The organism is Scytonema millei VB511283 (genome assembly GCF_000817735.3).
GTDB classification, from domain to species: Bacteria; Cyanobacteriota; Cyanobacteriia; order Cyanobacteriales; family Chroococcidiopsidaceae; genus Chroococcidiopsis; species Chroococcidiopsis millei_B.
In genome coordinates, this window is sequence record NZ_JTJC03000001.1 from 489,726 (window position 1) to 503,673 (window position 13,948).

Genomic DNA, 13,948 nt, shown 5'->3' on the forward strand with positions numbered 1-13,948 from the left:
AGTAGTGGGAAGTGGTGAGTGGTGAGTAGTGAGTCTCCTAAACTTACGACTTACGACTTACGACTTACGACTTCATCAAGACGCTTGCTGGTGTCCTAGTTTGAGGAAAATTGTTTCTAAGTCTTCCTGAGTACAATGAAATTCAGATAAAGGAACGCCAGCTGCAACCAGCGATCGCAATAAATCCGCACAGTCTTCCTGATTTCCAGTAAAATCTATCTGCACCCGCTGTCCTCCTGATAACACCTCCCATCCCGCTACGAGGGCATGATTATTCAATTCTGCTGTTAATCTTTCGATTTCTCCCAAGGTTGTTAAGAAAATTTGCTGGCGGGCAAGTCGCTGATATAACTGACTCAAGGTTGTACTTTCGACCAGAAAGCCCAACTCCATAATGCCCACGGAAGTGCATAACTCTGCTAAGTCGCTTAAAACATGGGATGAAATCAAAATTGTCATTCCCGCTTCTTGTAATACCCTAATAATTTCCCGAAATTGCCTTCGGGCGATTGGGTCAAGCCCCGAAACGGGTTCGTCTAATAGTAATACAATCGGTTCGTGGATGATTGTTCTTGCCAAACTCAGGCGTTGCTTCATCCCCCGCGACAGGGTAGCAATTAAACTGCGGCGTTTTTGACTGAGTTGGACGAGTTCCAACACTTCGCGCAGGCGTTGACTGCGGCGCGGTTCTTTCAACTTGTACAGCCGCGCAAAATAGTCTAAGTAGTCCCAAACGGTGAGATCGTCGTAGAGGGGAAAGTCGTCGGGTAAATATCCCAGGCGTTGCTTGAGGATAGAATTATCGCGATCGCCCACTAAGCGATCGCCATTAATGTATATTTCTCCCTTAGTTGGTTCCTCGGCTGCTGCTAACATCCGTATTAGCGTTGTTTTACCTGCACCGTTCGGTCCAATTAAGCCGTAGACTTCCCCAGCCTGAACTTGTAAATCGACATCGTTCACCGCAATGTGGCGATCGAATTGTTTCGTCAGCCCACAAGTGCGAATTGCCAGTTCGTTGAGCATGGGTGCTAAGTTTGGGAGACAAGGGTGAGTCAGCGTCAAGAACGTAACTTCATTATCGGATAGCTTAGCTTGCTTGGATCGGTTTTGTCAGTAGGGTTATATGCCGATTGCGGTTGACAGTTGACAGTAAACGCTACACTACCCCTTCGGGGAAGCAAGCTACGTGAAGACAGTTGACAGTTGTTGGTTGTGAGATTGCTATTTTCATGCGGCGAGACTCAATCTTTTACCAACTATTTCAACAATCTCCAAATTTAGTATTTGAACTATTGACAAATCCTCCATTTAATGACGGAAATTATCGATTTGATTCAGTCGCAGTCAAAGAACCCAAGTTTGAAATTAACGATGTATTTTTACTACTAGGAAATGAAGCTACTGGAGTGGTGTATTTCTGCGAGTAGAGGACGCAAGATATTTACTTGAGCGATACCTTCGGTAAGCTTCGCTAACGCGCCAACAGAAATCTCAACTATTAAGCCGCGCCATAATATAGTTGGTGACGGCAATCATGGTTTATAGATTTGAACGATTAAGCCGAACAGAGGTAGAAGCCATGCTAGGGATAACATTAAAACAAACGCGAGTATATCGAGAAATCAAGGAAGAAGCAACAGTTAATCTCGTTGTTCGACAGTTAACTAAATGGTTTGGAGAAATTTCTGAGGAAATGCGTCGGTAGGTTTCTAGTTTACCATTACCTGTTCTGGAAGATTTGAGCGAAGCTTTGTTAGATTTACCAGCGTGACCGATTTACAGGCTTGGTTGGAGGCAAGAACAAATTAATCTAGTGGCTGGCAAAATTGCAATGCAAAAGTTCTTAACTGCCACAATTTTGATGTGAATAGAATTGACGCAACCGAACTGAGAAAAGTAACAAAATTAATAGACGAATAGAATGTGTTTAGGGTGTCTTGACTAGGGACTTCTCAATATCATTCAATACCGCATGAGCTGACAGAAAATCAAAGCCATACCAAGTATGGAAATCAACAAAATATACTTGATTGCGTTGCACAGCTTCAATCTTTGACCATAGAGGTTTGCGTTGAAGGTACTCAAAAGTAGAGCGATCGTTTTTTCTGTATATTCCAATAAACAAGAGATCGCTATCAATTTCGGCTAAACTTTCTTCAGAAATTGGTAATGTTAGCTGATTAGATAATTTATCCGACAACAATTCAAGATCGTTCAATATTGCACCAGCAAAAGAATCTTTGAGAGCAAGATATAGTCCACTACCAACGTATATGAATGATGCATGAAATGACTGGTAGTCCTACAGAAGTAATGATTTATTGTAGGCATGAATAAAGTACCAAATTGCGCCAATATGATTCTCTACCGACTTCGAGAACCACAAGGTTTTTCGCACTAACCGAGAGACTCGAGGAGCGCAAAGTGTTATTGAATCGTTCAACATAGCTAGTCTTACCCGTTTCCTTGCCCACAGCTCGATGACGCTTTGAGGGTAGAACAGAGGCGTAGGCTGCCCAGAAGTCAGTATAGGCAATCGCGCATTGGCGATCAACAGCAGGTAAGGATTCTCACAATTTGCGTGCTGCGGTTTTGTCGCGTGCGCCAATATAAACACCAACAATCTCACGAGAGATTGGCGGTAAGAATAATTCTTCCGCCAACTCTCTCACGGGTGTCTGCATTAAGTGCTAACCAAACCCATTGCTGATTGCCTTTGTTGTCCACAAATGACCATAGCTCATCGCATTGAATGGTTAGCTTCCCCTTTTTTTGGGTGTCACCTGCACTTGCCGAGGCACCTGAGCGTATTTCTCGTTTACGTAGGTTTGTAGCCATTGTTCAGAAACTTGGGTGGCACGAGCAATTCCAGCCAGCGCTCCGGCGCTCCAACAACAATCTGTCTATTAATTGTTAGCTTATCCTCATGCTGTCCAGAGAGATGAAAATGAAATTTTAACCAGCTTGGGTGTTCGGGGCAATCTATGACTAGGCGATCGCACAGGCGAAAATTTGTAATTTCTAACACTAATCCTTCACGTAGCTCGATCCATCTCATACATCCATGCCCAACGACTTTGGGAATTTGCCAGGTAATATCTAACGGGTCGAGCGGATCGCGTTGAGTAGTTTGGTTTATTTCATTTACATCCTGTTGTAGATCTTCCCATGCTTGCAGTGAAATAGTGAAGGTCATTATATTGCTTGAGCGAGTGATGTTAGCAAATCAATAACGGATCTTTCTTAATAAGAAACTTTATTATTTAGCAAGCTGGGATAGCAACTAGATCGGGAAATAATCTCGAATTCACGCTCCGTTTCCCTGCTAAGATAGTTAACCCGACAAGTCTTTATCCAAATCATCCAATATGTCACAGCAGCAATACCGAATCGCGCTTTTACCTGGAGATGGCATTGGTCCCGAAATCATCCAAGTAGCGGTAGAGGTGCTGAAACTGGTGGGAGAACAACTCAATATCGGCTTTGCATTTCAGGAAGCCTTAATTGGTGGTGCAGCTATTGATGCTACAGGCGAACCCCTACCAGAGAAAACATTGGAAATTTGTCGTAGCAGCGATGCGGTATTATTAGCGGCGATCGGTGGTTACAAATGGGATAACTTACCGCGCCACCAGCGCCCCGAAACAGGGTTATTAGGACTGCGGGCGGGTTTAGGTCTATTTGCCAATTTGCGCCCCGCCAAGATTCTGCCGCAACTCATTGATGCCTCTTCCCTGAAGCGAGAAGTCGTTGAGGGTGTAGATATTATGGTGGTACGAGAACTGACAGGGGGAATTTATTTCGGACAACCCAAGGGCATTTTTTCCAGTGAAACGGGAGAAAAGCGAGGAGTCAACACGATGGCTTACGCCGAGTCAGAAATCGATCGCATCGGACGAGTCGCATTTGAAACAGCCCAAAAGCGTAGGAACAAACTCTGTTCTGTGGATAAGGCGAACGTGTTAGAGGTCTCTCAACTGTGGCGCGATCGCATCACCGCCCTTGCCTCAGAATATCCCGATGTCGAACTCACCCACATGTATGTCGATAACGCCGCCATGCAGCTAGTTCGTAACCCGAAACAATTCGACACAATAGTTACAGGCAACCTTTTCGGTGATATTCTCTCAGACGAAGCAGCTATGCTGACAGGTAGTATCGGGATGTTACCCTCCGCTAGTCTAGGTGCTAGTGGTGCAGGAGTTTACGAACCCGTCCACGGTTCCGCCCCCGACATTGCCGGACAAGACAAAGCAAATCCTCTAGCACAAGTTCTCAGTGCTGCTATGATGTTACGCTACGGCTTAAACCAACCAGAGGCAGCCGATCGTATCGAGCAAGCGGTATTAAGAGTTTTAGACAGAGGCGATCGCACGGGCGATATCATATCCCCTGGTATGAATTTACTGGGCTGTCGGGCAATGGGTAAAGCACTGAGCGAAGAATTAACTAGAGGATGAGAGGTAGTTGGTAGTTGGTAGTTGGTAGTTTGTAATAAAAATTCACCTTACAAAATTCTTTACATATCATTACCATATACCTCGCGCCCTGATAACTGACAACCGACAACTGAAAGGGTGACAAACCTAGATGCACCAGCTATAACTTAAGAATAATTTTAGATAGAGATGGAGCAATTTTGTGGTATATGCTGGATCGCGGAGAACTGAAGACCCCTCTCATCCCCTAAATTACCCTGTGTTGATCGACCCTACAATCTTGAAAGTAGCTCGTCAAATTTACCGCGACTACTGCGAAACTCACGTCTCAAATGCCAAGCGCCCATCAGGAGTTGTTGTCAATCAATTAACTTATCAGGGTAAAGTTCTCTTTTCTACTCAACCGATCCTGTTACCCCAAGAACGCTTCATCCCCATCGCCCAAATCGAAGCAGAAAACCCATAAGTTAAGTCGTAAGTCGTAAGTCGTAAGTTGTAAGTCGTAAGTCAGAACTTACTGCACTCTTACCCCTTACCCCCGATTCCTTACCCCTCATAAATGGACACTCTCCTTGCCATACCAGTTGCAGTTATAGTTTTTGCTCTTGGAGCGTCTATTGGTAGCTTCATCAATGTTGTAGTTTATCGCGTACCAGCAGGGTTATCCGTTCTCTATCCGCCTTCTCGCTGCCCTCATTGCTTGCATCGGCTAGGAAAAGAAAATTTACCAGTGCTAGGGTGGTTGTTACTGCAAGGGCGCTGTAAGTACTGTAGAAATCCAATTTCCATTCGCTATCCAATTATTGAAGCAGTCACGGGACTGCTATTTTTATCAATTTTTTGGACTTTTGATATTTCAGCTCAAACCCTCGGTTATTGGGCTTTTGCAAGTTGGTTGCTGGCACTATCGCTGATCGATCTAGATACGATGACATTGCCCAACCCCCTAACACAATCGGGATTAGTTTTGGGTTTGGTATTTCAACTAGCTATGGGTTATTTAGTTCAAGGTACTTGGGCAGGAGCAATTCATCAATTCATGGCTGGTGCGATTGGAGCTGTATTAGGAATTTGGTTATTTGATGCCATTATCATCGTGAGTTCCATCTGTCTCGGACAAACCGCAATGGGTGGAGGAGATGCGAAATTAGCCGCCATGATGGGTGCTTGGTTGGGCTGGAAATATTTACTCTTATCGGGTTTTCTGGCTTGTGCTTTGGGTGCATTTGTCGGCGGAGGTGCGATCGCCCTTGGTATACTCCATCGCCGCCAACCAATGCCCTTCGGTCCCTTTCTCGCCCTCGGCGCAGTCATCACCGTGTTTGCTGGTGAAGCCATTCTTGCGACTTACTTGCGGTTGATGTTTCCTACTATGTAGGGAGCAGTGACCAGTTATCAGTGACCAGTTATCAGTGAAGAATGGGGTGTGGGGTGTAAAGATTTTAAATTTCTTTCTCCGCGACTCTCCCTCAGCTCCCACACTCCCCACACTGCCCACGCCACCCACCACTCACTCCTCGCTCCTCGCTCCTGATTCTGGTAACATAATCTTGTGAACTGGATGACGCTAAGAACTACGAGCTGGCGTTGGGAAGCGGAGCTAATGCAACAAATCCTAGAGGCGCATGGCATTCCGACGCGGATATTAGATTTGGGTAGTACGAGCTATTTTGGTGCAGGCAGTCCCGCCGCTTTGCAGGTATACGCAAAGGATCGGTGGACTGCCTTACTGCTGTTGAGTCCAATTGAAGAGGAGTAAATCAGCACTAAAAAATGTCAGAATATCTAAGCTTAAGTTTAATAACACGAGAGTAACTAAAGTAACCAAAATAAGGTAGCGAAGTTACAGAAACTAGAAGTGTAGGGCATAAACGCTGTTTACAAATTTCCTAACTGGTAGAAGATCGAGATAAACATGGCTACTAACGACGAATCTCGCGGTTTAATGTCTTTACTTGACTGGTTTGCCAATCGCCGCAAATCTGGTTCTATTAGTCAAGAACGCCACGAGCGTGACATTGCTGATGGATTGTGGAATAAATGCCCTGAATGCGGGGTTCTGGCTTACAACAAGGATTTGATGGCAAATCAAATGGTTTGTTTGGAATGCGGGCATCATATGCGGGTAGATAGCAACGAACGTATCCGCCAGTTGATCGATGCCAATACCTGGAAACCGATTGATGAGAATTTGCGTCCCGCCGATCCACTACAATTTCGCGATCGCAAAGCCTATAGCGATCGCTTGCGGGAATATCAAGAAAAAACTGGTTTAAATGATGCCGTGCAAACAGGTTTCGGTCAAATTGACGGTTTACCAGCAGCCCTTGGCGTGATGGATTTTCGCTTTCTCGGCGGTAGTATGGGTTCGGTGGTAGGTGAAAAGCTCACCCGTTTGATCGAACAAGCAACCCAGAAGCGATATCCTGTAGTCATTGTCTGTGCCTCTGGTGGTGCGAGAATGCAAGAGGCAATGCTCAGCTTGATGCAAATGGCAAAAATTTCCGCCGCTTTAGAACGCCATCGCGCTGACCAATTGCTATATATTCCAGTGTTAACCAATCCAACAACTGGCGGTGTCACAGCGAGTTTTGCTATGTTAGGCGACATCATCTTGGCAGAACCAAAAGCAACAATCGGTTTTGCCGGACGACGGGTGATCGAGCAAACCCTGCGCCAAAAACTCCCAGATAATTTCCAAACCGCTGAAGACGTACTAGAACACGGTTTTGTCGATGCGATCGTCCCTCGTACCCAACTTAAGAAAACTTTGGCTCAGTTGATCGCCCTACATCAACCACTTACTACTGCTCCAAATCTGGTACATATAGAAGGCATAGCTCTTAGTTCGAGTATTTCTGGCTGAAATAGGAGCGTAGACGCGACAGCGGCTTCTCAGAGAGTGGAGCGAGGAGTGAGGGCAGGGGAAATCGCTCCTCTCTATCTTTTCAATACCAATCGTTGCCATACTGAACGTGGCATGAGTGTATACTGCAACCCAGTAAGTTTACAATTTTTTACATAAAATTCATAAACTAGCCCTTTCCTTCGTCCCTCGCTCCTCACTCCTCTCTCCTCGCCCCTCCTATCTCTTCAAGGTTTAGGAAACAAATTGTGCAGTGACATGGTATTCATACATAATTAGAGCGTCTGTCTCAATCTCTAATTGTTTCTAAACAATCGTTCATTATGGGTTTTGCCGATTTGTCCATTGCAGAAATCGCAGCAGACTATAACCTTCCCGCAGCGGAGGTCATGGTTTTGTGCGATCGCTTGGGAATAGCTTATAAAAATCCTCAGACCCGTCTAGCTTTAGAAGATGCCAAGGCAATTATCAGTCAAATTTTGTCTCAAAGGCAAAGTGAGACTAGCGATCGTCAGTGAAATCGAACTAGAGATTGAGCAAACCGGAACAAGTGCTGTGTTGAGCGTCCAAATTTTAGGAGAACCATGTTCAAAAGATTAATCGGGCTAGTAATGGCGACTGTGATGCTAGCATTTGGGCTAGTTGTTGGCAGCGCCGCCGCAGTTGAGATGAGCGAAGCTATCCGTACAGTGCCACTGAATGACAAAGGCGACACTACGGTACTCAGCCTCAAACAGGTGCAGGAAGGCAAACGTCTATTTAACTATGCCTGCGCTCAGTGTCACGTTGGCGGTGTGACCAAAACCAACCAAAACGTCGGATTAGACCCTGAAGCTCTAGCCGGAGCTTCGCCATCCCGCAACAACATTGAAGGGTTGGTGGATTATATGAAAAATCCTACTACCTATGACGGAGAGGAGGAAATCGCCGAAATCCATCCCAGTATCAAGAGTGCGGATATTTACCCGGCGATGAGAAATCTACGGGATGAGGACTTAACAGCGATCGCCGGACATGTTCTGCTTCAACCAAAGATTTTGGGTGACAAGTGGGGAGGCGGCAAAATATATTATTAAGTCATTAGTCCTTAGTTTTTTACCAATGACTGATGACCAATGACCAATGACTAATGACTAATGACCAATAGATTGTTTGGCTGTCTGTTTTTTTCTCTCATAGTTTGCCTGGGAGTGCTACTGCTGCCAAGTACTCCTGCTCAAGCTGCGATTGACTCCTACGTGGCTCGGTATTTACATGTCACTGAGCCAATCGATTTGGAAGTGAGCGATCGCGAGACTCGTTCGTTTTCACCAGAAGAAATATCCCAAGGGAAGCAGTCTTTTTCACAAAGCTGCCAGACTTGTCATGTCGGTGGTAGCACCATATCTTTTCCAGAAGTTTCACTCTCTCTGGAAAAGCTGAAAGGAGCTATGCCATCGCGGGACAATATTAACGGTTTAGTTGCTTACATGCGTAAACCAATGACTTACGACGGCAGCGAGGAAACTTACTGGTGTCGCGAAGTCCCTGAAAGCTGGTTGACACAAGCACAAGTGGAAAATCTAGCAGCTTTTATTTTGACAGCAGCCAAAAAAGCTCCTGGCTGGGGTACAGAAACCTTCTAATTTTGTAGAAGTCAGGAGACAGAAGACAGGAAAAATTTAAACATAGGCAGTATAAGGGGTGTTGTGTCCGCTTTGTAGTAGCGGTGCAATGCCCCTTATTGTTGAAAACCGACTACGAGCCAACAAAAACTATTTGGGGAGCTAACAAACATACATCATCTGTTTGAGCTAAACGCCCGATCCCCAAAAAGCGATCGCCCTCATCTTCAACTCTTAAAAAAGTATCGTTTGTCGTGGTGACAGGAATTTCTGGGTAGGGAATTTTTTGACCCAAACACCACTTACGCGCCACTGGCTCTGATAAATTAACGCTAGGAAGATGCTGTAAAGCCATAGCAGGAGGAATAGGCTCGAATATGCCTTGCTCTAGCTGTGTGGCTAATTCATCTAAACTGAGACTGGCAGCAATTTCAAAACCGCTACTACGAGTACGAGTTAATGCTGCTAGCGTCCCACCAGTTCCTAACACCGCACCTAAGTCCCGCGCGATCGCCCGAATATACGTTCCCGCACCACAGGCGATCGCCACTTCCAATTTGGGAAAATCTCCCGCTTGCCAGTCTAAAATTTCAATCTTATCTACCTCTACCGTGCGCTCTGGCACGTCTACTTTCTCTCCTGCGCGTGCCAGGTCATACAATCGCTTTCCCTGCACCTGGATGGCGCTGTATTTGGGTGGTACTTGGACGAGCTTGCCTTGAAATTGTTTTAATCTTGGAACGATTTGCTCTAGGCTTAGATCTGTTGCTGGCTTAGAACTCAGGATCTCTCCTTCTAAGTCATCCGTCGTGGTTGCGATGCCAAATTGAATTGTAGCTCGATAAGCTTTATCTTGAGGCAAAAACTGTAATAACCGCGTAGCTTTGCCAACCGCGATCGGCAAAACGCCACTAGCCGCAGGGTCTAGCGTACCTCCATGCCCTACCCGCGACGTGCGCAACAATCTTCTTACCCGCGCCACGCAGTCATGAGAAGTCCATCCTAATGGTTTGTTTAAATTAATAAATCCTTGCACGAATTAGTTGTCAGTTATTAGTGACTTACGACTTACGACTGCTCTTACCTAGCAGGCTTCACTACCATTACAGAACAAGGAGCATTTTCAACAACTTGACTGCTGACAGAACCTTGAATGATTCGTTTTACCCCAGTCAAACCACGACTACCGATCGCAATTAGGTCAGCTTGATAAATATTTGCTAACCGAATAATTTCTTCAGCCGGATCGCCCGTGACGATCTCGATGACGCTTTCTCCAGATAATTTGGCTTGGTAAGATTGCAGTTGCTTTTCTACTTGTAAATAAGGCAATCCTTCTACGGCTTGGGGGCGATCGCTGACAACTTCTTGACTTAACTCGACCGCAGGGACGACATGCGCGAGAACTACCTTTGTCGTCGGCTGGAGTTGCAGTTCTTCCAAACTCTGAATCACTCGTTCCTGAATTTCCGAACCGTCAAGAGCCACTAAAATCGTCTTTAGCACCGCCAAACCTCCCTTATTACAGTTACCAGTTGTTAGTTATCAGTTATCAGTAAATTGTGGTGCGCGGTCACTGGTCACTAGTTTGTCATTCGTCATTTGTCATTTGTCATTTGTAGCGATTGGTTGGTCGTTAACAACTGATAACTGATAACTGATAACTGATAACTGTTTACTGTCCATCCTTTTCACCAGTTCCGATTTGCCAATCTCCCGCCTGCAAATCTTGCATTCGCAACCGCACAGAGTCAGCGTGAGAAGGCAGTCCTTCGGTTGTTGCGAGGGTATCGATTGCCCCTGCAACTGTTTGGAGTGCTTCCGGCGTGTATTGAATCACACTAGAGTGTTTGAGGAAAGTTTCTACCCCCAAAGCGGAAGCATAACGAGCAGCACCAGAAGTAGGTAACGTGTGGTTGGGACCGGCTAAGTAGTCTCCTACAGCTTCTGGGGTAGAATTGCCCAAGAAAATCGCTCCTGCATGGCGGATCTGCTCTAACAGCGCCCAAGGATCGGCTACTTCTAATTCTAGGTGTTCGGGGGCAAACTCGTTCGATAGTTGAGCAGCAGTATTGAGCGAGTCCACGACTGCGATCGAACCATAGTGGGCGATCGCTTTTTCCGTCAGCGTCCGGCGCGGGTGATTGACTAACTGGCGCTCGACTTCTGTTTGAACTTGCTTAGCCAAACTCGCATCTGTCGTTAACAATATTGCCGCAGCCATTGGGTCGTGTTCTGCTTGGGCTAACAAGTCGGCAGCAACGTGGACGGGGTTAGCCTGTTCGTCGGCAATAATCAGGACTTCTGAAGGTCCGGCTAAAGAATCGATTCCCACCGTGCCGTAGACGAGTTTTTTCGCTAGCGTCACGTAAATATTACCAGGTCCCGTAATCACATCGACTTTCGGCAGTGTTTCCGTACCGTATGCCAAAGCTGCGATCGCTTGCGCTCCCCCGACGCGATAAATTTCTTCAATTCCTGCTTCCTGAGCCGCCACTAGTACCGCTGGATTCATTGTTTTTCCCATCCCTGGCGGGGTGACGATGACGCAGCGCTTCACCCCAGCTACTTTTGCTGGAATTGCGTTCATCAACACCGTACTGGGATAGGCAGCCCGCCCCCCAGGGACGTATAGTCCTGCGCTATCCACTGGAGTGTAACGCTTACCCAATACCACCCCGTCTTCGTCAAAATGTACCCAAGATTTAGGGACGCGCTGGCGGTGAAATGCCTCGATGCGCCGACAGGCGAGCTGGATGGCGCTGAGTAGCTCTTTAGAAACCTGTTGGTAAGCTGCATCCAGTTCCGAGCCGCTCACGCGCAGGTCTTCTGGTTTCAGCGTTTGTTGGTCAAATTCTTCAGTGTAGTGAATTAAGGCGCGGTCTCCTTGGCGCTTCACGGTCTGAAGCACCTCCCGAACCGTCGCTTCCTTATGAGCCACTTGTTCGTCGTGGGTGCGATCGCAGATCCGCTGGAGTTCGGCTCTTACCTCAGCCTGCTGAGTGATGATTCGCAGCATGGAGTTCGGGATGCTAATCTAGGAATTGCCTGCTGGGGAACAAAACTATACTATAATCCGCCTGACGGCGATTATGGTTTATTTGTTCTTGCTTCTCTAGCTTAACCTGGATTTTTAGTAGAATCGCAATCTTGTCAATCTAGGTGCTATATTAGTACATCTAGGATTTTGTCTAATTTACGATTTTCCCTAACTTAACTGTGGCTAATACAAAGTCTGCTATCAAGCGCGTTCAAATTGCCGAGCGTAATCGGCTGCGGAATAAAGCATATAGCTCAGCAGTCAAAACGCTGATGAAAAAGTATTTCAGTACTCTGGAAGCTTACGCCGCCAATCCTACTCCAGAGCTGAAGCAAGAAGTCAAAGAACGGATGTCGGCAGCATACAGCAAAATTGACCGAGCCGTAAAGCGGGGCGTACTCCATCGTAATAATGGAGCCAGAAAAAAATCCCGTTTGGCAAAACGATTGAAACAGTATGAAATGGCTAAGGCTGAAGGATAAAGGCGAGAGGCAAGAGGCAAGAGGTTATTAGTTACTCTTCCCCTACTCCCTACTCCCTACTCCCTACTCCCTAGTTAAAAATGCAATTGATCGACTCTCACGTACATCTCAACTTCGACGTGTTTGAACCGGATTTGACAGCCGTGCGATCGCGATGGCAAGCAGCAGGAGTCGTACACTTGGTTCATTCCTGTGTCGAGCCAGCAGAATTTGCCAGCATTCAAGCGATCGCGCAGCAGTTTCCTGAAGTCAGCTTTGCCGTCGGGTTACATCCACTAGATGCCCACAAATGGACGGAGAGTATGTCAACAGAAATTTTGTCCTTGGCACGTAGTGACGATCGAGTCGTGGCAATCGGCGAGATGGGACTGGATTTCTATAAAGCAGAAAACCAAGAGCAACAGCGAGAAGTATTTGAAGCGCAATTGGAGATCGCAGCCACCCTGAACTTACCTGTTATTATCCATTGTCGGGAAGCAGCCGCACAAGTTAGAGAGATATTACAGTTGATGAAGCAGCGTCACGGGGAGAAAATTCGCGGGGTGATGCATTGCTGGAGCGGAACTCCAGAGGAAACTGGCTGGTTTCTAGATTTGGGGTTTTATGTAAGTTTCAGCGGCATTGTCACGTTTAAGAATGCTCGTACCGTTCAAACAGCAGCACAGATGGTAAGCAGCGATCGCCTGTTGATTGAAACTGACTGTCCGTTTTTGGCTCCCGTTCCCAAGCGAAAAGAGCGGCGCAACGAACCGGCTTTCGTGCGGCATGTCGCCGAGTCTCTGGCTCACCTGCGCGGGGTTGAACTAGAAGAGATTGCAGCTCAAACAACCGCTAATGCTTGTCAACTATTCGGTTTGTCGGCGTGAATTAGCGATGAGAGCAACGCTCGGATTCGCTACACCTGCTGTCATAGGTATATGAAAAACGCCATAATGGTTAAGGAGCATGTATGAAACAATTTTTTAGCCCACCGCACAAAAGTTGGGAAGATACATCATTACGCCGCTTCAACGTAAATTTTTGCTCTTACCCCTTGACAAAACATAGGTGAGAAAATAAGAGGAATTATTCTTTCGCTGTAGCAACCGGAATCTGCCGTCCCTACGATCTAATGAGCCAGAATAGACTGCTTTTTTCTTGTAACTGTCAAGTATTTGGTTTCCTGACTCAGAACAATTTTGATTTTTGCTTACGCGATCGCCTCAACGGGAAATTCCGTCAACGGCGATCGTTTAGCTGTTGTCTGCTTGACTTGATGGATCGAGAACAGTTTAGAAATACGGCTGAGTATAAAGAATTCGGAATTTAGAACTATATGGTATACGGTACAAGCCTCTAGATTCATTCACGGAAAACCAGAAGATGCATAGCATCGACAATCCCTCCCCCGCATTCATAACTCCATTCCAGTCTTGGGATTACACCCAGTCGAGGAAACAGCGTGGGTGAGATAACAATTCCGAATTCCGAATTCACAATTCCGAATTCGAGACGATCCGCCAAACACTTTCACT

General features: G+C 46.3%; 16 protein-coding genes and 2 pseudogenes. 12 read left to right on the top strand and 6 right to left on the bottom strand.

Going from position 1 to position 13,948, the window contains the following annotated elements; all coding sequences use genetic code 11:
* Positions 1-75: 75 nt before the first annotated feature.
* Positions 76-1,026 carry an ABC transporter ATP-binding protein gene (locus QH73_RS02260; protein ID WP_039715059.1) on the bottom strand — a complete coding sequence of 317 codons (951 nt, stop codon included), beginning with the start codon at positions 1,024-1,026 and terminating at the stop codon, positions 76-78.
* Between the two features lie 206 nt (positions 1,027-1,232).
* Here QH73_RS02260 and QH73_RS29370 point away from each other — a divergent pair.
* A pseudogene (locus tag QH73_RS29370) lies at positions 1,233-1,812 on the top strand (DUF2887 domain-containing protein).
* Positions 1,813-1,930: 118 nt separating this feature from the next.
* Here the strand turns inward: QH73_RS29370 and QH73_RS02270 are convergent.
* Both QH73_RS02270 and QH73_RS27985 read right to left on the bottom strand, forming a co-directional pair.
* Positions 1,931-2,221 carry a TroA family protein gene (locus tag QH73_RS02270; protein WP_052289968.1) on the bottom strand — a complete coding sequence of 97 codons (291 nt, stop codon included), beginning with the start codon at positions 2,219-2,221 and terminating at the stop codon, positions 1,931-1,933.
* 84 nt (positions 2,222-2,305) lie between these two features.
* Positions 2,306-2,913: pseudogene (locus QH73_RS27985) on the bottom strand (IS1 family transposase); the annotation flags it as partial.
* A 458-nt stretch (positions 2,914-3,371) separates the two neighbouring features.
* Here QH73_RS27985 and leuB point away from each other — a divergent pair.
* From leuB to psbV2, 8 genes are all read left to right on the top strand, one after another.
* Positions 3,372-4,463, top strand: a complete 1,092-nt coding sequence (gene leuB, locus QH73_RS02280; protein ID WP_039715061.1) for a 3-isopropylmalate dehydrogenase — start codon at positions 3,372-3,374, stop codon at positions 4,461-4,463.
* Between the two features lie 181 nt (positions 4,464-4,644).
* Entirely contained in the window at positions 4,645-4,908 is a 264-nt protein-coding gene (locus QH73_RS02285) for a hypothetical protein (RefSeq protein WP_039715062.1), read from the top strand.
* Positions 4,909-5,001: 93 nt separating this feature from the next.
* Positions 5,002-5,820: a prepilin peptidase gene (locus QH73_RS02290; RefSeq protein ID WP_039715063.1), complete on the top strand. Its 819-nt coding sequence runs from the start codon at positions 5,002-5,004 to the stop codon at positions 5,818-5,820.
* 183 nt (positions 5,821-6,003) lie between these two features.
* Positions 6,004-6,201 (top strand): putative signal transducing protein, encoded by a 198-nt coding sequence (locus QH73_RS02295; RefSeq protein WP_039715064.1) that lies wholly within the window; start codon positions 6,004-6,006, stop codon positions 6,199-6,201.
* A gap of 156 nt (positions 6,202-6,357) precedes the next feature.
* Positions 6,358-7,308, top strand: a complete 951-nt coding sequence (gene accD / locus QH73_RS02300) for an acetyl-CoA carboxylase, carboxyltransferase subunit beta (RefSeq protein ID WP_039715065.1) — start codon at positions 6,358-6,360, stop codon at positions 7,306-7,308.
* 323 nt (positions 7,309-7,631) lie between these two features.
* Complete coding sequence (locus tag QH73_RS02305; RefSeq protein WP_039715066.1) at positions 7,632-7,826, top strand: translation initiation factor IF-2; 195 nt, start codon at positions 7,632-7,634, stop codon at positions 7,824-7,826.
* A 66-nt stretch (positions 7,827-7,892) separates the two neighbouring features.
* Positions 7,893-8,384: a photosystem II cytochrome c-550 gene (gene psbV / locus QH73_RS02310; protein ID WP_039715067.1), complete on the top strand. Its 492-nt coding sequence runs from the start codon at positions 7,893-7,895 to the stop codon at positions 8,382-8,384.
* Between the two features lie 60 nt (positions 8,385-8,444).
* Entirely contained in the window at positions 8,445-8,933 is a 489-nt protein-coding gene (psbV2, locus tag QH73_RS02315) for a photosystem II cytochrome PsbV2 (protein WP_052289969.1), read from the top strand.
* A 112-nt stretch (positions 8,934-9,045) separates the two neighbouring features.
* Here psbV2 and truB read toward each other — a convergent pair whose 3' ends face one another.
* The 3 genes from truB to hisD form a co-directional block, all read right to left on the bottom strand.
* A complete protein-coding gene (truB, locus tag QH73_RS02320) occupies positions 9,046-9,948 on the bottom strand; it encodes a tRNA pseudouridine(55) synthase TruB (RefSeq protein ID WP_039715068.1) in 903 nt (300 codons plus the stop codon).
* A 44-nt stretch (positions 9,949-9,992) separates the two neighbouring features.
* Entirely contained in the window at positions 9,993-10,418 is a 426-nt protein-coding gene (locus QH73_RS02325; protein WP_039717336.1) for a universal stress protein, read from the bottom strand.
* Between the two features lie 169 nt (positions 10,419-10,587).
* Positions 10,588-11,931, bottom strand: a complete 1,344-nt coding sequence (hisD, locus tag QH73_RS02330) for a histidinol dehydrogenase (RefSeq protein WP_039715069.1) — start codon at positions 11,929-11,931, stop codon at positions 10,588-10,590.
* A 200-nt stretch (positions 11,932-12,131) separates the two neighbouring features.
* Between hisD and rpsT the strand changes: the two genes are divergently transcribed.
* The 3 genes from rpsT to QH73_RS02345 all read left to right on the top strand — a co-directional run bounded on the left by rpsT (position 12,132) and on the right by QH73_RS02345 (position 13,743).
* Positions 12,132-12,434, top strand: a complete 303-nt coding sequence (gene rpsT, locus QH73_RS02335) for a 30S ribosomal protein S20 (RefSeq protein WP_039715070.1) — start codon at positions 12,132-12,134, stop codon at positions 12,432-12,434.
* Positions 12,435-12,514: 80 nt separating this feature from the next.
* Positions 12,515-13,300, top strand: coding sequence for a TatD family hydrolase (locus tag QH73_RS02340; protein WP_039715071.1), 786 nt, complete (start codon positions 12,515-12,517; stop codon positions 13,298-13,300).
* Positions 13,301-13,545: 245 nt separating this feature from the next.
* The gene (locus tag QH73_RS02345; RefSeq protein WP_132866498.1) at positions 13,546-13,743 is read left to right on the top strand and encodes a hypothetical protein; all 198 of its coding nucleotides are present in this window, start codon (positions 13,546-13,548) and stop codon (positions 13,741-13,743) included.
* Positions 13,744-13,948: the final 205 nt, after the last annotated feature.

Coding starts and splice junctions, on each gene's coding strand:
- QH73_RS02260 (WP_039715059.1), bottom strand. CDS start 1,026: ATGCTCAACGAACTGGCAATTCGCACTTGTGGGCTGACGAAACAATTC.
- leuB (WP_039715061.1), top strand. CDS start 3,372: ATGTCACAGCAGCAATACCGAATCGCGCTTTTACCTGGAGATGGCATT.
- psbV (WP_039715067.1), top strand. CDS start 7,893: ATGTTCAAAAGATTAATCGGGCTAGTAATGGCGACTGTGATGCTAGCA.
- QH73_RS02305 (WP_039715066.1), top strand. CDS start 7,632: ATGGGTTTTGCCGATTTGTCCATTGCAGAAATCGCAGCAGACTATAAC.
- psbV2 (WP_052289969.1), top strand. CDS start 8,445: ATGACCAATAGATTGTTTGGCTGTCTGTTTTTTTCTCTCATAGTTTGC.
- hisD (WP_039715069.1), bottom strand. CDS start 11,931: ATGCTGCGAATCATCACTCAGCAGGCTGAGGTAAGAGCCGAACTCCAG.
- QH73_RS02345 (WP_132866498.1), top strand. CDS start 13,546: ATGAGCCAGAATAGACTGCTTTTTTCTTGTAACTGTCAAGTATTTGGT.
- QH73_RS02290 (WP_039715063.1), top strand. CDS start 5,002: ATGGACACTCTCCTTGCCATACCAGTTGCAGTTATAGTTTTTGCTCTT.
- QH73_RS02340 (WP_039715071.1), top strand. CDS start 12,515: ATGCAATTGATCGACTCTCACGTACATCTCAACTTCGACGTGTTTGAA.
- accD (WP_039715065.1), top strand. CDS start 6,358: ATGGCTACTAACGACGAATCTCGCGGTTTAATGTCTTTACTTGACTGG.
- QH73_RS02295 (WP_039715064.1), top strand. CDS start 6,004: ATGACGCTAAGAACTACGAGCTGGCGTTGGGAAGCGGAGCTAATGCAA.